We start from the raw sequence: 23,022 nt of genomic DNA, 5'->3' as shown, positions 1-23,022 counted from the left end.
AAAAAACCCGCCGAAGCGGGTTTTTCCTGCACTTGATTAAGCTGACAGTTCAACCAACAGCTTGTTCAGGCGGCGAACATACGCCGCCGGGTCTTTCAGGCTGTCGCCGGCCGCCAGGGCCGCCTGGTCGAACAGGATGTGCGACAGATCGCCGAAACGCTCTTCGCTCTGCTCGTTGTCGAGTTTTTCCACCAGCGGGTGAGCCGGGTTGAATTCGAAGATCGGCTTGGAGTCCGGGACTTTCTGGCCACTGGCTTCGAGGATCTGGCGCATCTGCAGGCCGAGGTCCTGCTCACCGATGGCCAGGATCGCCGGGGAGTCGGTCAGGCGGTGCGAGACCCGCACTTCGCTGACGGCATCGCCCAGGGCCGTCTTGATCCGCTCAACCAGGCCTTCCTTACTCTTGGCGACTTCTTCAGCGGCTTTCTTGTCTTCTTCCGAATCCAGGTTACCGAGGTCCAGGTCACCACGCGCCACGTCGACAAAGCTCTTGCCGTCGAACTCGTTGAGGTAGCTCATCAGCCACTCGTCGATGCGGTCGGTCAGCAGCAGCACTTCGATGCCTTTCTTGCGGAAGACTTCCAGGTGCGGGCTGTTCTTGACCTGTGCATAAGTTTCACCGGTCAGGTAGTAGATCTTGTCCTGACCTTCCTTGGCGCGGCCCAGATAATCAGCCAGACCCACAACTTGCTCGCCATCGTCACCCTGGGTCGACGCAAAGCGCAGCAGGCCGGCGATTTTCTCTTTGTTGGCGAAGTCCTCGGCCGGACCTTCTTTCATTACCTGGCCGAAATTCTTCCAGAAGCTCTTGTACTGATCCGGCTCGTTCTTCGCCAGTTTTTCCAGCATGTCCAATACACGCTTGGTCAGCGCCGACTTCATGGAGTCGATGATCGGGTCTTTCTGCAGGATTTCCCGCGAAACGTTCAGGGACAGGTCGTTGGAGTCGACCACACCCTTGATGAAGCGCAGATACAGCGGCAGGAACGACTCAGCCTGGTCCATCACGAACACGCGCTGCACGTACAGTTTCAGGCCGCGTGGCGCTTCGCGCTGGTACAGGTCGAACGGTGCACGGGCCGGCACGTACAACAGCGAGTTGTATTCCAGCTTGCCTTCGACCTTGTTATGGCTCCAGCTCAGCGGGTTCTCGTAGTCGTGGGCGATGTGCTTGTAGAACTCCTGGTATTCCTCGTCCTTTACTTCGGTGCGTGGACGGGTCCACAAGGCACTGGCGCGGTTGACGGTTTCCCATTCCACTTCCGGCTTTTCTTCGCCTTCGGCAGCGCTGACTTCCTTCGGCAGCTCGATCGGCAGCGCGATGTGGTCGGAGTACTTCTTGATGATGTTGCGCAGGCGCCAGCCATCGGCGAACTCGTCTTCACCGGACTTGAGGTGCAGCACGATGCGGGTACCGCGATCAGCCTTGTCGACGGTAGCGACTTCAAACTCGCCCTCGCCCTTGGACGACCAATGCACGCCTTCGCTCGCAGCGAGGCCGGCACGGCGGCTGAACACTTCGACCTGATCGGCAACAATGAACGCGGAATAGAAACCAACGCCGAACTGACCGATCAGGTGGGAATCTTTCTTCTGGTCGCCGGAGAGGTTTTTCATGAAATCGGCGGTGCCGGACTTGGCGATGGTGCCCAAGTGCGTGATCACCTCTTCGCGGCTCATGCCGATGCCGTTGTCTTCGAGGGTGACAGTTTTCGCATCCTTGTCGAAGCTCACACGGATTTTCAGCTCAGCGCCGCCTTCCAGCAATTCTGGCTTGGACAGGGCTTCGAAACGTAATTTGTCGACAGCGTCAGAGGCGTTCGAGATCAGCTCGCGAAGGAAAATTTCCTTATTCGAATACAGCGAGTGAATCATCAGGTGCAGCAGTTGCTTCACCTCGGTCTGGAAGCCCAGGGTTTCCTTTTGAGTTTCCACGCTCATGGTCATCAAACTCCAAGTGGATGGTGGTGTCCGCCTCGCTGAGATTGGCGGCGGGATGTCCTCAAGGTGGGGGCAGCGATGATGATTTCAAGGGCCAGCGGTTTTTGCGGGCTCCTGGATCTTGAAATGCGCCCGGGCGGTGGCAATGGGTTCGGCTTCGACGTCCTGCCAGGCGGTGATCGCAACGTTGGCCACCCGCCGGCCCTGGCGCCAGACCTGGCACTTGGCATAGGTGTCGCGAAACTGCCCGGCGCGCAGGTAATCCAGGGAGAAGTCGATGATTTTTGGCACGCCCGGCGCGCCCGTGGTGATCAGCAGATAAACGGCAGCCGACAGCTCCATGAAACCGGCAATGACCCCGCCATGGATCGCCGGCAATAAAGGATTACCAATGTTGTCCTTGTTGGCCGGCAGGCGAAACAGCAGCCCATCGTCCTGGCGTGAGCATTCCACGCCAATGAGTTGCGCATAGGGGATCGAGGCCAGCAGCAGCGCGTAGTCGCCTTGCTCGCAAGCTTGGCGCAGTTGTTCCTGGGTGATATCGCTCATGGCTTGTCCACCGCAGCCTGCGGGCCGCCTGTTTTGATGCCCCTGGCGTGCTGGCCCAGGCGCATGAAGGTGCCCACTACATGAGCAATGGGGTGCTCCGGGTCGTCCTGATAGGCGAAACCACGGCTGAAGATCACATCCGGGGTGACTCGGTAGCATTGGGCGAAGCCGTAGACATCCTTGTGGGGTTCGGCAGCGTGCATGTAGTCGATGCGCAGGTCCAGGGTCGGACAAACCTCGAACTGCGGCAGCACACACAGGGTCGACATCCCGCAGGCGGTGTCCATCAGTGAGGTCAACGCGCCACCGTGAATAATGCCTGAGAGCGGGTTCCCGACGATCCGGGGGCTGTAAGGCAGGATCACGGTCAGCCCATCGCGACTGGCGCTGTGCAGTTTCAAGCCCAGTACCTGGCAATGCCTAAGTGCGGATAAAAAGCGTGTCGCACGCTCAAAAACGGGGTCTTCGGCCATTCGGTTAACGCTCCAGTGAGTGACGAGACCTGACAACAGGCGCGATCCACAAAGTTCCATCGCAGTGCAAAGTTATATATCTGTTACGTAACAGGAACTTAATCCGCGGGCCGGCGTTCAAAAGGCCAGTAGTTATTTCCATAAGGAGAAACACCCCATGCGTAAGACTTTTGCTATTGCCTTGATGTTGGCCGCCTCCCTCGGTCTCGCTGCCTGCGATAAAAAATCCGAGGACAAAGCTCAAGATGCCAACCAACACGCTGAGCAAGCTCAGCAAGACATGAACAAAGCACAGGATAAAGTGAACGACGCGGCGAAAGAAAACGCCGAAGCCGCCAAAGCTCAGGCTGAATCGAACGAAGCCGCAGCGAAGGAAGAAGTACCTGCTACTGCGCCTAAAACCAACTGATACGGTTTTAGTGACAAAAAGAAACCCGCCTGGTGCGGGTTTTCTTTTGCCTGGGATTTAGCTGATCGATCAGGCGGCCTCTTTACCAACCTCAGGCGCTGGCGCTTCCGTCGGGGTATAGACCATGACGTCGAGCACGTCGGAGTGAAACTCGCGCTGATACAACACAAACACCACACCCGCACTCATCAGCATGAATAACCAGGGGCTGACGAACCACGCCAACATGGTCATGCCGAAATAATAAGAACGCAGGCCGAAGTTGAACTGGTTGGCCGCCATGGAAATCACCCGCGCCGCCCTGAGTGCAAAGGCCTTGCGCTCCTGCTCCGAGACATGACGCTCGCCGATCATCGGCGCCGAACCGATCAGGACCGCCGCGAAGTTGTATTGGCGCATACACCAACTGAAGGTGAAAAACGCGTAGACAAACACCAGCGCCAGGCACAGCAACTTGACCTCCGCCATCCCCTGGGAAGCCTGCTGCACCATCGGCAGGTCCGCCAGCAACGACACCGCCCGATCAGACGCCCCGAGTACCGTCAGGATACCGGCCAGGATAATCAGCGTACTGGAGGCGAAAAATGACGCGTTGCGCTCCAGGTTACCGATCACGCTGGCATCGGCGATGCGGTTCTCGCGCAGCAGCATGCGCCGCATCCAGTCTTCGCGGTACAGGTGCATCACGCTGGCCAGGCAGGCGGTGTCGCGAGCCTTCCAGGTGGCATAACGGGTGTAGCCGCCCCAGCAGATGATGAACCAGGCGGCGGCAAGCAGATGGATCAGGTTGGCTTGGATGAATGACATTCGATTTCCTGTGTGACGAAAACAAAGCTGTGGCAACTTGCAATGGACCCTGTGGGAGCGGGCTTGCTCGCGAATGCGGTGTATCAGCCACAAATATGCCGTTTGACACACTGTATTCGCGAGCAAGCCTGCTCCCACAAGGTTTTGTGTAAGCTTTTCAAGACACTGCTTCGACGTTAGCCCACGGAAAAAGACACCGCACTCAAAAAAAATGCCCCGTATCGATTGATACGGGGCATTTCGGTTGTAACCGGTGGACCTGCCTGTAGCGGCTTAAGCCAAGGCTTCGCTGCGTTTGCCCAGCAGACGATCACACACCACGGCCACGACCAGGGTCATCACCGAAGGCACCAGCCAGGCCAGGCCCTGCTCGCTCAGCGGCAAGTGGGCCAGTTGCGTCGGCATCCAATCCGCGAAACCGGCACCCTTGAGCGCATCGATCAGGCCAAACAGGAACGACACCAGCATCACCGGACCGACAATGCGCCCCTGTTCATGCCAGAAGTCCTTGCAGAAGCTCAAGGCCACCAGAGCGATGCATGGCGGGTAGATCGCGGTCAGGACCGGAATAGAGAAGGCAATCAGCTTGGTCAGGCCCAGATTGGACACCAGCAGCGAAAACGCCGCCAGGATCACCACCAGTGTCTTGTAGGACAGTGGCAGGACACGGCTGAAGTATTCGGCGCAGGCGCAAGTCAAGCCGACCGCGGTCACCAGGCATGCCAGGGAGATCAACACCGCGAGGAAACCACTGCCCAGGCTACCGAAGGTGTGTTGCACGTAAGCGTGCAGCACAGCGGCGCCGTTGGTCGCGCCCGTCGCTACTTCATGGCTGCCCGCCCCCAGGCGGAACAGGCTGATGTAGACCAAGGCCAAACCAACCCCGGCAATCAGCCCGGCAATGATGGCGTAGCGAGTGATCAAGGCTGGCGACTCGACGCCCCGGGAACGGATCGCGTTGACGATGACGATACCGAACACCAAAGCGCCCAGAGTATCCATGGTCAGGTAACCGTTGATGAAGCCTTGGGAGAACGGCGCCGCCACGTATTCAGGTGTCGCCACGCCGATATCGCCGGCGGGCAAGGCAAATGCGGCGATGCCCAGCACGGCCAGGGCGATGATCTTCAGCGGCGCTAGGAAGCGCCCGACGGTGTCCAGCAGGCGGCCCGGATAGAGCGAGATGAAGAACACCAGCAGGAAATACACCGCACTGTAGAGCAACAGCGCCAGCGGGCTTTCGCCGGTCAGTGGCGCCAGGCCGACTTCAAACGAAACGGTGGCGGTACGCGGCGTGGCAAACAACGGGCCGACCGCCAGGTAGCACACCGCTGCCAGCAAACCACCGGCGACCTTGCCGATGGGGCTGCTCAGGGCATCCATCGCGCCACCGACCTTGGCCAACGCAACGACGGTGATGACCGGCAGGCCGACTGCGGTGATCAGAAAGCCCAGCGCCGCCATCCAGACATGAGGCCCGGACTGCAAACCGACGATAGGCGGGAAGATGATATTGCCAGCCCCGACGAACAGGGCAAATGTCATGAAACCAAGCGCCAGGATGTCCTGGCCTTTCAACACTTTCATTAAGGAAACCACACTACTGAATCGGAATTTAGAGAGGGATTTCCCCGAGGGTAGAGGGAAATGCTGCCGATCCGTATGAGATCGACCCGTTTAGCGCGTCGCTTCCTTGTGGGCAGCGGTCGCAAAAATGGCTGCTAGCCTAACGAATTTAAGCGACAAACGCACTGTTAAGGGGCGAAGTATCCGATACGCGACATTTCCGTGTCGCGTTTACATATCTATTTTTCCGAGTGGAGTCCTGTGGCAAGGGGATTTATCTGTGGGAGCAAGGCTTGCCCGTGATGCAGGCGCCTTGTTTACCCGGGAACCGCGTCGTCTTCATCGCGGGCAAGCCTTGCTCCCACAGTGCCAGAAACGACAAAGGCCACCCGAAGGTGGCCTTTGTTGCTGGAACAAAAAAGTCAGCCGAAGCTTACTTCTTCATTTCCCAGCCAGTCAGCTCGGCCAGGGCCTTGCCGATGTCTGCCAGCGAACGCACGGTTTTCACGCCTGCGTCTTGCAGTGCAGCGAATTTCTCGTCTGCAGTGCCTTTGCCGCCAGAGATGATTGCGCCCGCATGGCCCATGCGCTTGCCCGGAGGAGCAGTCACACCAGCGATGTAGGAAACAACCGGCTTGGTCACGTTGGCCTTGATGTAGGCAGCGGCTTCTTCTTCAGCCGAACCGCCAATCTCACCGATCATCACGATCGCTTCGGTCTTCGGGTCTTCCTGGAACAGCTTCAGGATGTCGATGAAGTTCGAACCTGGGATCGGGTCACCGCCGATGCCGACGCAAGTCGACTGACCGAAACCGGCGTCAGTGGTCTGCTTCACAGCTTCGTAAGTCAGGGTGCCGGAACGGGAAACGATACCGACCTTGCCTGGCAAGTGAATGTGACCTGGCATGATGCCGATCTTGCATTCGCCTGGAGTGATCACGCCTGGGCAGTTAGGGCCGATCAGGGTGATACCCAGCTCGTCGCACTTGACCTTGGCTTCCAGCATGTCGATGGTCGGGATGCCTTCGGTGATGCAGACGATCAGCTTGATGCCGCCGAACGCTGCTTCAAGGATGGAATCCTTGCAGAAAGGAGCTGGAACGTAGATCACGCTGGCGGTGGCGCCAGTGGCAGCTACAGCGTCTTTCACAGTGTTGAAGACAGGCAGGCCCAGGTGCTCGGTGCCGCCTTTGCCCGGAGTTACGCCGCCAACCATCTTGGTGCCGTATTCGATGGCTTGCTGGGTGTGGAAACTACCTTGCGAACCGGTAATACCCTGGCAGATAACCTTGGTGTCTTTATTGATCAGGACGCTCATTATTTGCCCTCCGCAGCTTTAACGACTTGTTGAGCAGCGTCGGTCAGGCTGGTAGCAGCGATGATGTTCAAACCGCTTTCTGCCAGTACTTTAGCGCCCAGCTCAGCGTTGTTGCCTTCGAGGCGAACAACAACCGGGATTTTCACGCCGACTTCTTTCACGGCGCCGATGATGCCTTCGGCAATCATGTCGCAACGAACGATGCCGCCGAAGATGTTGACCAGTACTGCGGCGACGTTGGTGTCGGACAGGATGATCTTGAACGCTTCGGTTACGCGTTCCTTGGTAGCACCGCCGCCCACGTCGAGGAAGTTGGCTGGCTTGCCGCCATGCAGGTTGACGATGTCCATGGTACCCATGGCCAGGCCAGCACCGTTGACCATGCAGCCGATGTTGCCTTCCAGGGCTACGTAGTTCAGTTCGAACTTGGCAGCGTGCGCTTCGCGCGGATCGTCTTGCGACGGATCGTGGAAAGTCTTCAGCTTAGGCTGACGGTACATGGCGTTGGCGTCGATGTTGATCTTGGCATCGAGGCAGTGCAGATCGCCGTCGGCCTTGATCACCAGCGGGTTCACTTCCAGCAGCGCCAGGTCGTGATCCTTGAACAGCTTGGCCAGACCTACGAAGATCTTGGCGAACTGAGCAACTTGCTTGCCTTCCAGGCCCAGCTGGAATGCCAGCTCGCGACCCTGGAATGGCTGGGCGCCAACCAGTGGATCGATAGTGGCCTTGAGGATTTTCTCAGGGGTGTCGTGAGCGATTTTCTCGATGTCCACGCCACCTTCGGTGGAAGCCATGAACACGATGCGGCGGCTCGAACGGTCAACGACCGCGCCCAGGTACAGCTCTTTAGCGATATCAGTGCACGATTCAACCAGGATCTTGGTGACTGGCTGACCGTTGGCGTCAGTCTGGTAAGTCACCAGACGCTTGCCCAGCCACTGCTGTGCGAAGGCTTTGGCGTCTTCTTTGCTGCGAACCAGCTTTACGCCGCCCGCTTTACCGCGACCACCGGCGTGAACCTGGGCTTTGACAACCCATTCGCTGCCGCCGATTTTGTCGCAAGCTTCTGCTGCCGCTTCCGGGGTGTCTACCGCGTAGCCGGTGGATACTGGCAGGCCGTACTCAGCGAACAGCTGCTTACCCTGATACTCGTGAAGATTCATGCTTATTACCGTCTTCGTTAGGTACTGCGCATTCGGTGCTGCACCGTTCTGGTGCCGCACCACCTGTGACTGCTGCTTGCGTAGCGTTCCAGTTAACCGGTTCGGCTACGCAAGGCTGCGTCCAGCGGATATTCCGCGGTGAGTCTTGCTCGCAAGGCTCACGACGGGCCATACCGCCGTGGTTTCTTATTGTCTATTAACGCTTCTTGCGGTTGGCCACGTGAATGGCGCCGCCATTTACGGCCAGGGCCGCTTCGTGCAAGGCTTCAGACAGGGTCGGATGGGAGAAGACCATCATGCCCAGATCTTCAGCGCTGGTGCCGAATTCCATACCGATCGCGCCTTGCTGTACCAGCTCGGCAGCGCTTGGACCAATGACGTGAACGCCCAATACGCGATCCGTCTTGGCATCGGCGATCACTTTCACGAAACCACCGGTATCGTTGGCTGCCATGGCACGGCCACTGGCGGCGAACGGGAAGGTGCCGACGTTAACTTCAACGCCTTCGGCTTTCAAGGCCTGCTCGGTTTTACCGACCCATGCGATTTCCGGGTGGGTGTAGATAACCGATGGGATCAGGTCGTAGTTCATCTGGGCTTTGTGGCCCTTGATGCGCTCGACAACCATGATGCCTTCTTCGGACGCCTTGTGCGCCAGCATCATGCCGCGTACCACGTCACCGATGGCGAAGACGCCCGGGACGGCGGTAGCGCACTGGTCATCGACGTGGATGAAACCACGTTCGTCGATCACCACGCCGCTGTCGGCAGCCAGCAGGTCGGTGGTCACCGGACGGCGGCCGACCGCAACGATCAGCTTGTCGAACGTGATGGTCTGCTCGCCATTGGTGTCGGTGTAGTTCACCACGACTTCTTCGCCGTTGACCTTGGAACCGGTCACGCGAGCGCCCAACTTGATGTCCAGGCCTTGCTTGGTCAGGGTTTTCAGCGCTTCCTTGGAAACCGCGGTGTCAGCGGCCATCAGGAAGGTGTCGAGGGCTTCCAGCACGGTCACTTGCGCACCCAGGCGCGACCATACCGAACCCAGCTCGAGGCCGATCACGCCAGCACCGATCACGCCCAGGCGTTTTGGCACGGTCTGGAATTCCAGGGCGCCCGTCGAATCGACGATCACGTTCTGATCGACCGGAGCCGGTGGAATATCGATCGGACGCGAGCCTGGAGCCAGGATCACGTTCTCGGCTTCGATCACTTCAACCGAACCGTCCGGCTTGGTGACTTCGACTTTCTTGCCGGCCAGCAGCTTGCCGTGGCCCTGGATCGAGGTCACGCCGTTAGCCTTGAACAGGGTGGCAACACCGCTGGTCAGGTTCTTGACGATGCCAGCCTTGCGGCCAACCATCGCTGCGACGTCCATCTTGACTTCGCCGGTGGAGATACCATGGACGTTGAAGCTTTCTTTCGCTTCCTTGTACTTCCAGGAGCTGTCCAGCAGCGCCTTGGATGGAATGCAACCGACGTTCAGGCAGGTACCGCCCAGGGCCAGTTTGCCCTCGCCATCGGTGTATTTCTCGATGCAGGCAGTGCTAAGGCCAAGTTGCGCAGCCTTGATGGCTGCTACGTAGCCGCCAGGGCCCGCACCAATCACTACCACGTCGAATTTCTGAGTCATGAGTCATTCCTTTTCGAATCAAACCGGACGGTCACTTGTGGCGACCGTCGTGGGGACGAAACCGGTTGTTTCAGCAAGAGGCCGGTCAACCGACCGGCCCTCGCGGCGAAATCAGATATCCAGCAGCAGACGCGCCGGATCTTCAAGCAGGTTCTTGATGGTGACCAGGAACGTCACGGCTTCTTTACCATCGATCAGGCGGTGATCGTAGGACAGTGCCAGGTACATCATCGGACGAATCACGACTTGACCGTTGATTGCCATCGGACGCTGGATGATGTTGTGCATCCCCAGGATCGCCGCTTGCGGTGGGTTGACGATCGGGGTCGACATCATCGAACCGAATGTACCACCGTTGGTGATGGTGAACGTACCGCCGGTCATCTCTTCGATGGACAGCTTGCCGTCACGGGCCTTCTTGCCGAAGGTGGCGATGCCGCCTTCGATTTCGGCCAGGCTCATCAGTTCGGCGTTACGCAGTACCGGAACCACCAGGCCACGGTCGCTGGAGACCGCAACACCGATGTCGGCGTAGCCGTGGTAGACGATGTCGGAACCGTCGATCGACGCGTTGACGGCCGGGAAGCGTTTCAGCGCTTCGGTGGCAGCCTTGACGAAGAACGACATGAAGCCCAGGCGTACGCCGTTGTGGGACTTCTCGAACAGGTCCTTGTACTTCGAACGCAGGGCCATGACTTCAGTCATGTCGACTTCGTTGAAAGTGGTCAGCATCGCCATGTTCGACTGGGCTTCTACCAGACGCTTGGCCACGGTAGCGCGAACGCGGGTCATCGGAACGCGTTTTTCAACGCGATCGCCGGCAGCGAACACCGGAGCGGCAGCCGCTGGCGCGGCTGGCTTGGACGGGGCAGCGGCTGGAGCGGCTTTCTTGGCGGCAACGGCTGCAACCACGTCTTCCTTGGTCACACGACCACCCTTGCCAGTACCGGCAACGGAAGCGATGTTGATGCCGTTCTCTTCAGCGATCTTGCGCGCAGCAGGTGCTGCGACTGGATCGTCTTCACCATCGGCAGCTGGAGCAGCGGCTTGAGCGGCAGCCGGTGCAGCGGCGGCTGGAGCGGCGGCAGCGGCGCCACCCTCTTCGATCGAGCCCAGGACCTGGTTCGACAGAACGGTAGCGCCCTCCTCGGCAACGATTGCGCCCAGCACGCCGTCAGCTTCGGCCAGTACTTCCAGCACGACCTTGTCGGTCTCGATGTCAACGATCAGGTCGTCACGCTTGACGGCCTCGCCTGGTTTCTTGTGCCAGGTGGCAACGGTGCCATCGGCAACCGATTCCGGGAATGACGGGGCTTTGATTTCGATAGCCATTATCTGTGGGTCCTTAAAATTCGGTTTCAGTCAGCGCGAAGGCGTTAAACAGTGAAGGCATCTTGCAGCAGTTTTTCCTGCTGCTCGGCGTGCATCGACGCATAACCACACGCAGGTGCAGCAGAAGCATCACGGCCGGCATATTCCAGGCCCAGGGCCTTGTTATGGTTGCCAATGCTGCGACGCAGGTGATGCTGGCTGCTGTACCACGCGCCCTGGTTCATCGGTTCTTCCTGACACCACACCACGTGGGTGAGGTTGGTGTAAGCCGCGATGGCTTCCATCAGGTCCTCTTCCGGGAACGGATAAAGCTGCTCGATACGCACGATGGCGATGTCTTCGCGGCCTTCGGCACGACGTTTTTCCAGCAGGTCATAGTAGACCTTGCCGCTGCACAGGATCAGGCGAGTCACTTTCGCCGCGTCCAGGGTATCGATTTCCGAAATAACGGTCTGGAAGGAGCCTTCGGCCAGATCCTCGAGCGTAGAGATCGCCAGTTTGTGACGCAGCAGCGATTTCGGTGTCAGCACGATCAGCGGCTTACGCAGCGGACGGATGACCTGACGACGCAGCAAGTGGTAGATCTGAGCCGGGGTCGTCGGTACGCAAACCTGGACGTTGTGCTCGGCGCACAGTTGCAGGTAACGCTCCAGACGTGCCGAAGAGTGCTCCGGCCCCTGCCCTTCATAACCGTGTGGCAACAGCATGGTCAGACCGCAGAGACGGCCCCACTTGTGCTCGCCGCTGGTGATGAACTGGTCGACAACCACCTGGGCACCGTTGGCGAAGTCGCCGAACTGGGCTTCCCAGATCACCAGCGCATTCGGCTCGGTGGTGGAATAGCCATATTCGAACGCCAGGACAGCTTCTTCGGACAGCAGCGAATCGTACAGGTCGAAACGTGGCTGGCCTTTGTACAGGTGTTGCAGCGGGATGTAGGTGCCGGCGTCTTTCTGGTTGTGCAGCGCCGCGTGGCGGTGCGAGAAAGTACCGCGGCCTACGTCCTGGCCGGTGATGCGAATCGGGTGACCTTCGAACGCCAGGGTCGCGTACGCCATGGTTTCAGCGTAACCCCAGTTGATCGGCAGGCCGCCGGCTTGCATCTTCTGCCGGTCTTCGTAGATTTTCGCGACCTGGCGCTGGACCACGAAGCCTTCCGGGATCTCCAGCAGCTTGGCGGACAGTTCTTGCAAGGTCTTGAGATCGAAACGGGTGTCGTGACGCGCAGTCCAGGCATGGCCCAGGTACGGGCGCCAGTCCACGAACAGCTCTTTGTTCGGCTCTTTGACCAGGCTTTTTACAACGTGCAGGCCGTTGTCCAGGGCATTGCGATATTCATCGACTTTTTCCTGGACGCGCGCTGCATCCAGCACGCCACCTTGGGTCAGGCGCTCGGCATACAGCTCACGAGTGGTGCGCTGCTTGGCGATCTGCTGGTACATCAGAGGCTGGGTGCCGCTAGGTTCGTCGGCCTCGTTGTGGCCGCGACGACGGTAGCAGACCAGGTCGATCACCACGTCACGCTTGTACTGCATGCGGTAATCAATGGCCAACTGGGTCACGAACAGCACGGCTTCCGGGTCATCGCCATTCACATGGAGAATCGGCGCCTGGATCATTTTCGCGACGTCGGTTGCGTACTCGGTGGAACGCGAGTCCAGCGGGTTGCTGATGGTGAAACCGACCTGGTTGTTGATCACGATGTGCACGGTACCGCCGGTCTTGAAACCGCGGGTCTGCGACATCTGGAAGGTTTCCATGACCACGCCTTGACCGGCGAATGCCGCGTCACCGTGGATGGAGATAGGCAGCACCTTCTCGCCGGTCGGGTCGTTGCGACGATCCTGACGGGCACGGACCGAACCCTCGACCACCGGGGAAACGATTTCCAGGTGGGATGGGTTGAAGGCCATGGCCAAGTGGACTTCGCCACCTGTGGTCATCACGTTGGACGAGAAACCCTGGTGGTATTTCACGTCACCGGAGCCCAGCTCGACCTTCTTCTTGCCTTCGAACTCGTCGAACAGCTCGCGCGGGTTCTTGCCGAAGGTGTTGACCAGCACGTTCAGACGGCCACGGTGGGCCATGCCGATGACAACTTCCTTGGTGCCGTAGGAACCGGAACGCTGGATCAGCTCGTCGAGCATCGGAATCAGGCTTTCGCCGCCTTCCAGGCCGAAACGCTTGGTGCCCGGGTATTTGGTACCCAGGTATTTCTCCAGGCCTTCACCGGCGGTAACGCGCTCGAGCAAGTGGCTCTTGATGTCGGTGGAGTACGTCGGACGGCCACGAACGCTTTCCAGACGCTGCTGGAACCACTGGCGCTGCTCGGAATCGGTGATGTGCGTGAATTCAGCGCCGATGGTGCGGCAATATGTCTGCTGCAACGCTTCGTGAATTTCGCGTAGGCTCGCTTCCTCTTTGCCGATGAACAGGTCGCCGGCACGGAAGGTCGTATCAAGATCGGCATTGGTCAAGCCGTAATGAGTGATCGACAGGTCTGCAGGTGCAGGACGCTGCCACAGTCCCAGCGGGTCCAGCTGGGCTGCTTGGTGGCCACGCATCCGGTAGGCCTGGATCAGTCGCAGCACTTCAACTTGCTTCTTCTCATGCTCGCTGCTCACACTGCCGGCAGACACCGGTTGAGCGCGGCGCTGGTTCTTTGCCAGCAGCACGAAATGATCGCGAATTGTCGAGTGCGAAACATCAGTGGCAGAGTTACCGTCAGCCGGCAACTTCTGAAAGTAGGTGCGCCATTCTTCTGGCACAGCGTTAGGGTCGTGCAGGTAGAGCTCGTAGAGCTCTTCCACATAGGCAGCGTTACCACCGGAGAGGTGGGCACTGTTCCACATGCGCTGCATCACGCTTTCTTGCATGCTTGGTCACCCTCGATTAGGGGAACACCACCGGCGAAAACACCGAGCAAACTTGCAGAAGTCCGAGTGCAGCGACTAAAACAAGCCACTTAGGATCACGCTGATAGTCCGGGTACCAGCCCGGATGCCCCTGCTTGTCTCATTTCTTCAAAATAAGAACTGCCGCTTTGTGAGCGGCCGTTCTGGTTATAGCCTGAGCGCGGGTTGAAGCCCGCGCCTGGCCTTCTACGGGTACAGCGGTTCTACGGGTACAGCAGCTGAATCACACGCCGCTTTGCAGCAGCATGTTACGTACGTGACCGATGGCCTTAGTCGGGTTCAGGCCTTTCGGGCAGACGTTGACGCAGTTCATGATCCCGCGGCAGCGGAATACGCTGAACGGGTCATCCAGTGCAGCCAGACGCTCGGACGTCTTGGTGTCACGGCTGTCTGCCAGGAAGCGGTACGCTTGCAGCAGGGCGGCCGGGCCCAGGAACTTGTCCGGGTTCCACCAGAAGGATGGGCACGAGGTCGAGCAGCAAGCGCACAGGATGCACTCGTACAGACCGTCAAGCTTCTCACGCTCTTCCGGGGACTGCAGACGCTCGATGGCCGGAGCCGGCGTGTCGTTCTGCAGGAATGGCTTCACCTTCTCGTATTGCTTGTAGAAGATGCTCATATCGACGACCAGGTCACGAATAACCGGCAAACCTGGCAGCGGACGAACGATCAGCTTGTTGCCCTTGACCACCGCGGACAGCGGCGTGATGCAGGCCAGGCCGTTCTTGCCGTTGATGTTCATGCCGTCGGAGCCGCAAACGCCCTCACGGCAAGAGCGACGATAGGAGAAACCCTCGTCCTGCTCTTTGATCAGGGCCAGCACGTCCAGCACCATCAGGTCTTTACCACCGGTATCGACCTGGAAATCCTGCATGAACGGCGCAGCGTCCTGATCAGGGTTGTAGCGATAAACACTGACTTGCAACATGGCGGCCACCCTTAATAAGTCCGAATCTTAGGTTCAAAAGTCGGAACAGTCTTCGGCGAGAAGTTCACAGCACGCTTGGTCACGCGCTTGTCACCCGGGAAGTACAGGGTGTGGCACAGCCAGTTTTCGTCGTCACGATCTTCAAAGTCTTCACGGGCGTGAGCGCCGCGGGACTCTTTACGTACTTCGGCAGCAATGGCGGTAGCTTCAGCCACTTCCAGCAGGTTCTGCAATTCCAGCGCTTCGATACGGGCAGTGTTGAACGCCTGCGACTTATCGTTGATCTTCACGTTGGCAATTCGTTCACGCAATTGCGCCAACTGGGCAATACCCTTCTGCATGTATTCGCCGGTACGGAATACACCGAAGTAGTTCTGCATGCAGTTTTGCAACTCGCGACGCAGGGTCGCCACGTCTTCGCCTTCGGTACGCTCGTTCAGGGCGGACAGACGCGCCAGGGCGGCTTCGATGTTGGCGTCGGTGGCATCGTCGTATTCGATACCTTCAGACAGCGCTTTCTCCAGGTGCAGGCCAGCAGCGCGACCGAAGACCACCAGGTCGAGCAACGAGTTACCGCCCAGGCGGTTGGCGCCGTGGACCGATACGCACGCCACTTCACCCACTGCGAACAGGCCAGGGATGATTTCGTCGACGCCTTCGGCGTTCTGGGTGATTGCCTGGCCATGAATGTTGGTGGCAACGCCGCCCATCATATAGTGGCAGGTTGGAACCACTGGAACCGGCGCGACGACCGGATCGACGTGAGCGAAGGTCTTGGACAGTTCGCAGATGCCTGGCAGGCGGCTGTGCAGCACTTCCTCGCCCAGGTGGTCGAGCTTGAGCATCACGTGGTCGCCATTCGGACCGCAACCGTTGCCGGCGATGATCTCTTTAACCATCGAACGGGCAACCACGTCACGACCGGCAAGGTCCTTGGCGTTCGGAGCATAACGCTCCATGAAACGCTCGCCGTGCTTGTTGATCAGGTAACCACCTTCACCACGGCAACCTTCGGTGACCAGTACACCGGCGCCGGCGATGCCGGTTGGGTGGAACTGCCACATTTCGATGTCTTGCACCGGCACGCCAGCACGCAGGGCCATGCCGACGCCGTCACCGGTGTTGATCAGGGCATTGGTGGTGGAGGCATAGATACGACCTGCACCACCAGTCGCCAGTACAGTGGCCTTGGCGCGGATGTAGGTGGTTTCGCCGGTTTCGATGCAGATCGCGATCACGCCGACAAAAGCGCCATCCTGGTTTTTCACCAGGTCGACAGCGTAGTACTCGTTCAGGAACACGGTACCGGCTTTCAGGTTGCCCTGATAAAGGGTGTGCAGTAGCGCGTGACCGGTACGGTCGGACGCCGCGCAAGTACGCGCAGCCTGGCCGCCCTTGCCGTAGTCCTTGGACTGACCGCCGAACGGACGCTGGTAGATACGACCTTGCTCGGTACGCGAGAACGGCATGCCCATGTGGTCCAGCTCGTAAACGGCAGCCGGGCCTTCCTGACACATGTATTCGATAGCGTCCTGGTCACCGATGTAGTCGGAACCCTTGACGGTATCGTACATGTGCCAGCGCCAATCATCGTTCGGGTCAGCCGAAGCGATGGCGCAGGTGATGCCGCCCTGGGCGGAAACAGTATGCGAACGGGTCGGGAAAACCTTGGTGATCACGGCAGTCTTGTGACCGCCCTGCGCCAGTTGCAGCGCTGCGCGCATGCCGGCACCGCCACCACCAATGATGATGGCGTCGAAAGAAATCGTTGGAATGTTAGCCATGGATCAGATACCCCAGAGAATCTGCACACCCCAGACGAAGTAAGCGAACATCGCAACGCCGCATACTGCCTGGAAGAGGAAACGTACGGCAGTCGCCGACTTGCCGAACGCCATTGGCGTCAGGTAGTCGGTTGCAATGGTCCACATGCCGACCCAGGCGTGAGCGCCCAGTGCGACAAGCGCCAGCAGACTGAAAATGCGCATCCAGTTGTTTGCGAACAGTTCATGCCATTGGGCGTAGCCAATGCCAGGGTTTGCCACGACATATCCGATCAGGAAAATGAAGTAAGCCGCGAGAACGACCGCAGACACACGCTGTGCCATCCAGTCATAGAGGCCCGAACGCGAGAGGTTCGTGACGTTGGTTACCATATCCAGACTCCTGCCAGAACGATCAACACCGCAGACACGGCGATAATGATTTTCGAGCCCAGCTTGCCGCCTTCCAGCGTCTCACCGATGCCCATGTCCATGATCAAGTGGCGCACACCGGCGACCAAGTGATACAGCAAGGCGGACAGGATGCCCCAAATCACTAGCTTGGCTAGCGGACTGGTCAGACACGCTTTCACCTGACCGAAGCCTTCTTCCGAGTCGAGCGACTTGTCCAATGCATAAAGCATGATGGCCAGGCTGACGAAGAGAATGACACCGGAAATTCGGTGAAGAATGGACGTGTAAGCAGTGACTGGGAGTTTGATGGTCCTTAGGTCTAGGTTTACAGGTCGTTGGCTTTTCACGGCTTTTTTTCACACTGAAGAGCCCCTAACAATCAGGGCAAAGTTGTTGGGGCGCGCACTGGTCAGGTACTCACCACCCAGGGAGTGACGACCCCCAAGAAAGCAGGCCCAAAAGCCCCTGGCGGTCGGTGGCCGAGTATAGACAGTTAGGCTACTAATGACAACGCGTTCACCTTCCCCTAATAGCGCATTGCACATATAAGGCAAAAGGCGTAAACGGCAGGTAATTTCGCGGAAAAAGTCCGGTTAAAGCCTTCTGGAGCAAGACTTTAGGCAAATTGACATTCGGATTTATCTCACTATAGTGGTGCGGGCCCTGCGTGGGGGGTCTGTCTGATGATTCCAAGCATTAATAGGAGGCCACATGGCTGACAAAAAAGCGCAGTTGATCATCGAGGGCGCAGCCCCCGTCGAGCTGCCCATTTTAACCGGCACCGTTGGTCCCGATGTAATCGACGTACGGGGCCTGACGGCCACGGGCCGTTTCACCTTTGACCCAGGTTTCATGTCGACCGCTTCGTGCGAGTCGAAAATCACCTATATCGACGGCGACAACGGCATCCTGCTGCACCGCGGCTACCCGATCGAGCAACTGGCTGAAAAATCGGACTACCTGGAAACCTGCTACCTGCTGCTCAACGGCGAGCTGCCAACCGCAGAGCAAAAGGCCCAGTTCGTCAGCACCGTGAAGAACCACACCATGGTTCACGAGCAGTTGAAGACCTTCTTCAACGGCTTCCGTCGCGATGCCCACCCGATGGCCGTCATGTGCGGCGTTGTCGGCGCCCTCTCGGCCTTCTACCACGACTCCCTGGACATCAATAACCCCCAGCATCGCGAAATCTCCGCGATCCGCCTGGTGGCGAAGATGCCAACCCTGGCAGCCATGGTCTACAAGTACTCCATGGGCCAGCCCATGATGTACCCGCGCAACGACCTGACCTATGCAGAGAACTTCCTGCATATGATGTTCAACACCCCGTGCGAGATCAAACCGATCAGCCCGGTACTCGCCAAGGCCATGGACCGGATCTTCATCCTCCATGCCGACCACGAGCAGAACGCCTCCACCTCCACCGTGCGCCTGGCGGGCTCCTCGGGTGCCAACCCGTTCGCCTGTATCGCCGCCGGTATCGCTGCACTCTGGGGCCCGGCCCACGGCGGTGCCAACGAAGCGGTACTGACCATGCTCGATGAAATTGGCGATGTCTCGAACATCGACAAGTTCATCGCCAAGGCCAAGGACAAGAACGATCCGTTCAAGCTGATGGGCTTCGGTCACCGGGTCTACAAGAACCGCGACCCGCGCGCCACCGTCATGAAGCAGACCTGCGACGAAGTGCTCAAGGAACTGGGGATCAAGAACGATCCGCAACTCGAACTGGCCATGCGCCTGGAAGAGATCGCCCTGACCGACCCGTACTTCATCGAGCGCTCGCTGTACCCGAACGTCGACTTCTACTCGGGGATCATCCTCAAGGCGATCGGCATTCCAACCAGCATGTTCACCGTGATCTTCGCCCTGGCGCGGACCGTGGGCTGGATCTCCCACTGGAAAGAAATGCTCTCCAGCCCGTACAAGATCGGCCGCCCGCGCCAGCTGTACACCGGCTACGAGTCGCGTGATATCACCAAGCTGGAAGACCGCAAGTAAGGCCTGCCTTGCAATAAGGTCTTAAGCTGCACCGAAACAGCCCCTGCTTCTTATATAAGAGCAGGGGCTGTTTTGTTTGTGCCCTCTTTGATATCCGCGGTGACTGGTCCGGCGCCTTCGCGAGCAAGCCCGCCCCCACACTGGATCTGTGTACGACGCCAATTCCCTGTGGGAGCGGGCTTGCTCGCGAAGGCGTCATCACTCACACCACAGTTATCACACGCAAAAAAATACCCCAGCCTCTCGACTGGGGTATTTCTTCAAACACTTACCGCTACATCAATGGTTAACCGCCCCACTCGCCCCCAAACCAGTCTGCGAACGCACGAACTGCGGGAAGAACAGCGCCCGCTCGTTTGCGCCTTCAGCCGATTTGTCGGTGATGGAGAAGAACCAGATGCCGACGAAAGCAATGGCCATGGAGAACAGCGCTGGGTATTCATACGGGAAGATCGCCTTCTCGTGACCCATGATCTGCACCCAGATGGTCGGACCGAGCACCATCAGGCCCACGGCACTGACCAGGCCCAACCAGCCGCCAATCATGGCGCCACGGGTGGTCAGCTTCTTCCAGTACATCGAAAGCAGCAGTACCGGGAAGTTGCAGCTCGCCGCGATGGAGAACGCCAGGCCCACCATGAACGCGATGTTCTGCTTCTCGAACAGGATACCCAGGCCGATCGCCAGCACCGCCAGGGCGATGGTGGTGACTTTCGACACGCGAATCTCATCCTTCTCGTTGGCCTTGCCTTTCTTGATCACGCTGGCATACAGGTCATGGGACACCGCCGAGGCACCGGCCAGGGTCAGACCTGCTACCACCGCCAGGATGGTGGCGAAGGCTACGGCCGAGATAAAGCCCAGGAAGATGCTGCCGCCCACGGCGTTGGCCAGATGCACCGCTGCCATGTTGTTGCCACCGAGCAAGGCACCTGCCGCGTCCTTGAAGGCCGGGTTGGTGCTGACCAGCAGGATCGCGCCGAAGCCGATGATGAAGGTCAGGATGTAGAAGTAGCCGATGAAACCAGTGGCATACAGCACGCTCTTGCGCGCTTCCTTGGCGTCGCTCACGGTGAAGAAGCGCATCAGGATGTGTGGCAGGCCAGCGGTACCGAACATCAGCGCCAGACCCAGGGAGAAGGCCGAGATCGGGTCCTTCACCAAGCCGCCAGGGCTCATGATCGCCTCGCCTTTAGGGTGCACCTTGACCGCTTCGGCAAACAGCATGTTGAAGTCGAAGTTGACGTGTTTCATGACCATCAACGCCATGAACGAAGCACCCGACAGCAACAGCACCGCCTTGATGATCTGTACCCAGGTGGTCGCCAACATACCGCCGAACAGCACGTAGAGGCACATCAGGACACCCACCAGGATCACCGCGACGTGGTAATCCAGGCCGAACAGCAGTTGGATCAGCTTGCCGGCACCAACCATTTGCGCGATCAGGTAGAACGCCACCACGACCAGCGAGCCGCAGGCGGACAGACTGCGGATCTGGGTTTGCCCCAGGCGATAGGACGCCACGTCGGCAAAGGTGTATTTACCCAGGTTACGCAGGCGCTCGGCGATCAGGAACAGAATGATCGGCCACCCCACCAAAAAGCCGATGGAGTAGATCAGACCATCGTAGCCAGAGGTAAACACCAGGGCAGAAATACCCAGGAAGGACGCCGCCGACATGTAGTCGCCCGCGATGGCCAGGCCGTTCTGGAAGCCGGTGATCTTGCCGCCGGCCGCATAGTAGTCGGCCGCCGAGTTGTTTTTCTTGGACGCCCAGTAGGTGATGTATAAAGTCGCGCCGACGAAGGCCACGAACATCAGGATAGCCGCGACGTTGAGGGGTTGTTTCTGCACGGCACCGGTCAAGGCTTCAGCCGCCCAGGCGCCCGGTGCGAACGCTGCGATGCTCAATAGAGCCAGTAGACGCCGGATCATTGCTGAGCCTCCTTGAGAATCGCATTGTTCAGGTCGTCGAACTCACCGTTTGCGCGCCGCACGTAGATACCGGTCAGGACGAAGGCCGAGAGAATCAGGCCGACTCCGATGGGAATACCCCAGGTGATGGTGGACTCAGGCGTGATCTTGGCCCCGAGAATGTGTGGCCCATAGGCGATCAGAAGAATGAAGCCGGAATACAGCCCAAGCATGATCGCCGAGAGAATCCAGGCGAACTTTTCCCTTTTTCTCACCAGCTCCTTGAAGCGCGGGCTGTTTTGAATCGAGAGGTAAATGCTGTCGTTCATTGTTTTTATCCTCGCAGCACAGATTTAAGTTGGAACAACCCTACTCTATGCGGCTCAAGGCCAGGTTCCAGACGACCTTAGTATTAGAACGACATGACGGACTCGCCAGCTTCCCGCAAAACTTTCGCAATCCCTTGTGGGAGCGGGCTTGCTCGCGCATGCGACCTGCCTGTGAATCCGCTGCTGGCTGACCCACCGCTTTCGCGAGCAAGCCCGCTCCCACAGGGGTTTGCGCAAGCTGAAAAACTGCAGGCACAAAAAAACCGCATGACGCAAAGTCATGCGGTTTTTCCGAACAGCTAAACCAGGCCGATTACTTGCCGGTCCACTCCTTCACGCGGTCCGGGTGCTTGGCAACCCAATCCTTGGCTGCGGCTTCAGGCTTGGCACCCTCCTGGATCGCCAGCATGACTTCGCCGATTTCGTCTTTCGAGGACCATTGGAATTTCTTCAGGAAGGCGACCACTTCAGGCGCCTTGGCCTCCAGTTCCTTGCTGCCGATGCTATTCACGGTTTCAGCCGCGCCATAGACGCCTTTCGGGTCTTCCAGGAAGCGCAGTTTCCACTTGGCGAACATCCAGTGCGGCACCCAACCGGTGACAGCGATGGATTCGTTTTTCTTCTCGGCACGGGTCAGCTCGGCAATCATGCCGGCGCCGGAACTGGCCTTGAGTTGATAACCGGTCAGGTCGTAATCCTTGATAGCCTGTTCGGTCTTGAGCATCACACCTGAACCGGCGTCGATGCCGACAATGCGATTTTTGAAGCTTTCATCGGTCTTGAGGTCAGCCACGGACTGGGCCTTGACGTACTCCGGCACGATCAGGCCGATTTTTGCGTCCTTGAAGTTGGGGCCATAATCGACCACTTGATCCTTGTTCTTGGTCCAGTAGTCGCCGTGGGTGACGGGCAACCAGGCCGAGAGCATTGCATCGAGCTTACCGGTGGCTACGCCCTGCCACATGATCCCGGTCGCGACGGCTTGCAGTTTCACGTCATAGCCGAGTTTCTGCTTGATGACTTCGGCCGCCACGTGGGTGGTCGCGACGCTGTCGGACCAGCCGTCAACGTAACCGATGCTCAGGGTTTTGGTTTCGGCGCTGGCCAGGGTGGAGCTGATCGCCAGTACCAGTGCGGCACCTGCGCCCAAGAGTCGTCGCATCTTCATCGTTACTTCCCCGAAAGTGCTGCGCCCGGCGGATGCCGAGCAGCGTCAACGTATTGTTATGGTGCACAGCGCCCCCATCACGCCCGCCTGCAAACCGGCCCGAACGCCAGTGGAGTACTGACCTGTCGATCATCAACCTGCGCCGATATGGAACCTGCTCTGCCTGCGACGTCCAGGCAACGAGAAACGACATCAGAAAGCCAGTAGACGATTTCGGCTGTCTTCGCCACTTATCCCGTCCGAATCTTGCGCAGCCCAATTCCCCGAGTCATCAGATAACTATCCGCTACTGCGCGCGAACGTGTATCGTCCCGCTACTATTATCGCGCCCCGTCCGCGCCTGTTTTGTGTCCGTCATGGCACTTGGCTCTGCTTCGGTGGTCATAGGCTGCG

Annotated in this window: 19 protein-coding genes; 2 read left to right on the top strand and 17 right to left on the bottom strand. The window is 58.7% G+C overall.

What is annotated here, in order from left to right; genetic code table 11:
* Positions 1-36 precede the first annotated feature (36 nt).
* The 3 genes from htpG to ACWNZ1_RS25315 form a co-directional block, all read right to left on the bottom strand.
* Positions 37-1,941 carry a molecular chaperone HtpG gene (gene htpG / locus ACWNZ1_RS25325; protein WP_265072305.1) on the bottom strand — a complete coding sequence of 635 codons (1,905 nt, stop codon included), beginning with the start codon at positions 1,939-1,941 and terminating at the stop codon, positions 37-39.
* A gap of 87 nt (positions 1,942-2,028) precedes the next feature.
* Entirely contained in the window at positions 2,029-2,490 is a 462-nt protein-coding gene (locus ACWNZ1_RS25320; RefSeq protein WP_256453557.1) for a PaaI family thioesterase, read from the bottom strand.
* A complete protein-coding gene (locus ACWNZ1_RS25315) occupies positions 2,487-2,963 on the bottom strand; it encodes a PaaI family thioesterase (protein ID WP_135846543.1) in 477 nt (158 codons plus the stop codon). Before ACWNZ1_RS25315 ends, ACWNZ1_RS25320 begins: the two co-directional genes overlap by 4 nt.
* Before the next feature lie 157 nt (positions 2,964-3,120).
* Here ACWNZ1_RS25315 and ACWNZ1_RS25310 point away from each other — a divergent pair, with 157 nt between their 5' ends.
* Positions 3,121-3,372: a hypothetical protein gene (locus tag ACWNZ1_RS25310; protein ID WP_256453558.1), complete on the top strand. Its 252-nt coding sequence runs from the start codon at positions 3,121-3,123 to the stop codon at positions 3,370-3,372.
* A gap of 69 nt (positions 3,373-3,441) precedes the next feature.
* Here ACWNZ1_RS25310 and ACWNZ1_RS25305 read toward each other — a convergent pair whose 3' ends face one another.
* The 11 genes from ACWNZ1_RS25305 to sdhC form a co-directional block, all read right to left on the bottom strand.
* A complete protein-coding gene (locus tag ACWNZ1_RS25305) occupies positions 3,442-4,179 on the bottom strand; it encodes a DUF599 domain-containing protein (protein WP_256453559.1) in 738 nt (245 codons plus the stop codon).
* A 273-nt stretch (positions 4,180-4,452) separates the two neighbouring features.
* On the bottom strand, positions 4,453-5,766 hold the full coding sequence (gene brnQ, locus ACWNZ1_RS25300) for a branched-chain amino acid transport system II carrier protein (RefSeq protein WP_265072306.1): 1,314 nt from the start codon (positions 5,764-5,766) through the stop codon (positions 4,453-4,455).
* 412 nt (positions 5,767-6,178) lie between these two features.
* Positions 6,179-7,063 (bottom strand): succinate--CoA ligase subunit alpha, encoded by an 885-nt coding sequence (gene sucD / locus ACWNZ1_RS25295; protein WP_003179236.1) that lies wholly within the window; start codon positions 7,061-7,063, stop codon positions 6,179-6,181.
* The gene (gene sucC / locus ACWNZ1_RS25290; RefSeq protein WP_007919879.1) at positions 7,063-8,229 is read right to left on the bottom strand and encodes an ADP-forming succinate--CoA ligase subunit beta; all 1,167 of its coding nucleotides are present in this window, start codon (positions 8,227-8,229) and stop codon (positions 7,063-7,065) included. Before sucC ends, sucD begins: the two co-directional genes overlap by 1 nt.
* Before the next feature lie 196 nt (positions 8,230-8,425).
* On the bottom strand, positions 8,426-9,862 hold the full coding sequence (gene lpdA, locus ACWNZ1_RS25285; RefSeq protein ID WP_135846547.1) for a dihydrolipoyl dehydrogenase: 1,437 nt from the start codon (positions 9,860-9,862) through the stop codon (positions 8,426-8,428).
* Positions 9,863-9,973: 111 nt separating this feature from the next.
* The gene (odhB, locus tag ACWNZ1_RS25280) at positions 9,974-11,194 is read right to left on the bottom strand and encodes a 2-oxoglutarate dehydrogenase complex dihydrolipoyllysine-residue succinyltransferase (protein ID WP_135846548.1); all 1,221 of its coding nucleotides are present in this window, start codon (positions 11,192-11,194) and stop codon (positions 9,974-9,976) included.
* A 44-nt stretch (positions 11,195-11,238) separates the two neighbouring features.
* A complete protein-coding gene (locus ACWNZ1_RS25275; protein WP_135846549.1) occupies positions 11,239-14,070 on the bottom strand; it encodes a 2-oxoglutarate dehydrogenase E1 component in 2,832 nt (943 codons plus the stop codon).
* 262 nt (positions 14,071-14,332) lie between these two features.
* Positions 14,333-15,037 carry a succinate dehydrogenase iron-sulfur subunit gene (locus tag ACWNZ1_RS25270; RefSeq protein WP_024780617.1) on the bottom strand — a complete coding sequence of 235 codons (705 nt, stop codon included), beginning with the start codon at positions 15,035-15,037 and terminating at the stop codon, positions 14,333-14,335.
* A gap of 11 nt (positions 15,038-15,048) precedes the next feature.
* A complete protein-coding gene (gene sdhA, locus ACWNZ1_RS25265) occupies positions 15,049-16,821 on the bottom strand; it encodes a succinate dehydrogenase flavoprotein subunit (protein ID WP_135846550.1) in 1,773 nt (590 codons plus the stop codon).
* 3 nt (positions 16,822-16,824) lie between these two features.
* Entirely contained in the window at positions 16,825-17,193 is a 369-nt protein-coding gene (gene sdhD, locus ACWNZ1_RS25260; protein WP_014339587.1) for a succinate dehydrogenase, hydrophobic membrane anchor protein, read from the bottom strand.
* Positions 17,187-17,561: a succinate dehydrogenase, cytochrome b556 subunit gene (sdhC, locus tag ACWNZ1_RS25255; RefSeq protein WP_003179220.1), complete on the bottom strand. Its 375-nt coding sequence runs from the start codon at positions 17,559-17,561 to the stop codon at positions 17,187-17,189. Before sdhC ends, sdhD begins: the two co-directional genes overlap by 7 nt.
* A gap of 364 nt (positions 17,562-17,925) precedes the next feature.
* Here sdhC and gltA point away from each other — a divergent pair, with 364 nt between their 5' ends.
* The gene (gene gltA / locus ACWNZ1_RS25250; protein WP_003172803.1) at positions 17,926-19,215 is read left to right on the top strand and encodes a citrate synthase; all 1,290 of its coding nucleotides are present in this window, start codon (positions 17,926-17,928) and stop codon (positions 19,213-19,215) included.
* A gap of 279 nt (positions 19,216-19,494) precedes the next feature.
* Here the strand turns inward: gltA and ACWNZ1_RS25245 are convergent, their stop codons facing one another.
* The 3 genes from ACWNZ1_RS25245 to ACWNZ1_RS25235 form a co-directional block, all read right to left on the bottom strand.
* Complete coding sequence (locus ACWNZ1_RS25245) at positions 19,495-21,153, bottom strand: cation acetate symporter (protein WP_135846551.1); 1,659 nt, start codon at positions 21,151-21,153, stop codon at positions 19,495-19,497.
* Entirely contained in the window at positions 21,150-21,461 is a 312-nt protein-coding gene (locus ACWNZ1_RS25240; RefSeq protein WP_072406462.1) for a DUF485 domain-containing protein, read from the bottom strand. Before ACWNZ1_RS25240 ends, ACWNZ1_RS25245 begins: the two co-directional genes overlap by 4 nt.
* Before the next feature lie 313 nt (positions 21,462-21,774).
* Positions 21,775-22,629 (bottom strand): glycine betaine ABC transporter substrate-binding protein, encoded by an 855-nt coding sequence (locus ACWNZ1_RS25235; RefSeq protein ID WP_135846552.1) that lies wholly within the window; start codon positions 22,627-22,629, stop codon positions 21,775-21,777.
* Positions 22,630-23,022: the final 393 nt, after the last annotated feature.

The organism is Pseudomonas sp. CFBP 5748 (genome assembly GCF_053850495.1).
This window is presented reverse-complemented; position numbering and strand designations above follow the sequence as displayed.

Bases quoted from the DNA above. Each gene is read 5' to 3' on its own strand.
- htpG (WP_265072305.1), bottom strand. From the start codon at position 1,941: ATGAGCGTGGAAACTCAAAAGGAAACCCTGGGCTTCCAGACCGAGGTG.
- ACWNZ1_RS25240 (WP_072406462.1), bottom strand. From the start codon at position 21,461: ATGAACGACAGCATTTACCTCTCGATTCAAAACAGCCCGCGCTTCAAG.
- sdhA (WP_135846550.1), bottom strand. From the start codon at position 16,821: ATGGCTAACATTCCAACGATTTCTTTCGACGCCATCATCATTGGTGGT.
- ACWNZ1_RS25320 (WP_256453557.1), bottom strand. From the start codon at position 2,490: ATGAGCGATATCACCCAGGAACAACTGCGCCAAGCTTGCGAGCAAGGC.
- ACWNZ1_RS25305 (WP_256453559.1), bottom strand. From the start codon at position 4,179: ATGTCATTCATCCAAGCCAACCTGATCCATCTGCTTGCCGCCGCCTGG.
- ACWNZ1_RS25310 (WP_256453558.1), top strand. From the start codon at position 3,121: ATGCGTAAGACTTTTGCTATTGCCTTGATGTTGGCCGCCTCCCTCGGT.
- ACWNZ1_RS25235 (WP_135846552.1), bottom strand. From the start codon at position 22,629: ATGAAGATGCGACGACTCTTGGGCGCAGGTGCCGCACTGGTACTGGCG.
- sucD (WP_003179236.1), bottom strand. From the start codon at position 7,063: ATGAGCGTCCTGATCAATAAAGACACCAAGGTTATCTGCCAGGGTATT.
- brnQ (WP_265072306.1), bottom strand. From the start codon at position 5,766: ATGAAAGTGTTGAAAGGCCAGGACATCCTGGCGCTTGGTTTCATGACA.
- ACWNZ1_RS25315 (WP_135846543.1), bottom strand. From the start codon at position 2,963: ATGGCCGAAGACCCCGTTTTTGAGCGTGCGACACGCTTTTTATCCGCA.
- sdhD (WP_014339587.1), bottom strand. From the start codon at position 17,193: ATGGTAACCAACGTCACGAACCTCTCGCGTTCGGGCCTCTATGACTGG.
- gltA (WP_003172803.1), top strand. From the start codon at position 17,926: ATGGCTGACAAAAAAGCGCAGTTGATCATCGAGGGCGCAGCCCCCGTC.
- ACWNZ1_RS25245 (WP_135846551.1), bottom strand. From the start codon at position 21,153: ATGATCCGGCGTCTACTGGCTCTATTGAGCATCGCAGCGTTCGCACCG.
- ACWNZ1_RS25275 (WP_135846549.1), bottom strand. From the start codon at position 14,070: ATGCAAGAAAGCGTGATGCAGCGCATGTGGAACAGTGCCCACCTCTCC.
- ACWNZ1_RS25270 (WP_024780617.1), bottom strand. From the start codon at position 15,037: ATGTTGCAAGTCAGTGTTTATCGCTACAACCCTGATCAGGACGCTGCG.
- odhB (WP_135846548.1), bottom strand. From the start codon at position 11,194: ATGGCTATCGAAATCAAAGCCCCGTCATTCCCGGAATCGGTTGCCGAT.
- lpdA (WP_135846547.1), bottom strand. From the start codon at position 9,862: ATGACTCAGAAATTCGACGTGGTAGTGATTGGTGCGGGCCCTGGCGGC.
- sucC (WP_007919879.1), bottom strand. From the start codon at position 8,229: ATGAATCTTCACGAGTATCAGGGTAAGCAGCTGTTCGCTGAGTACGGC.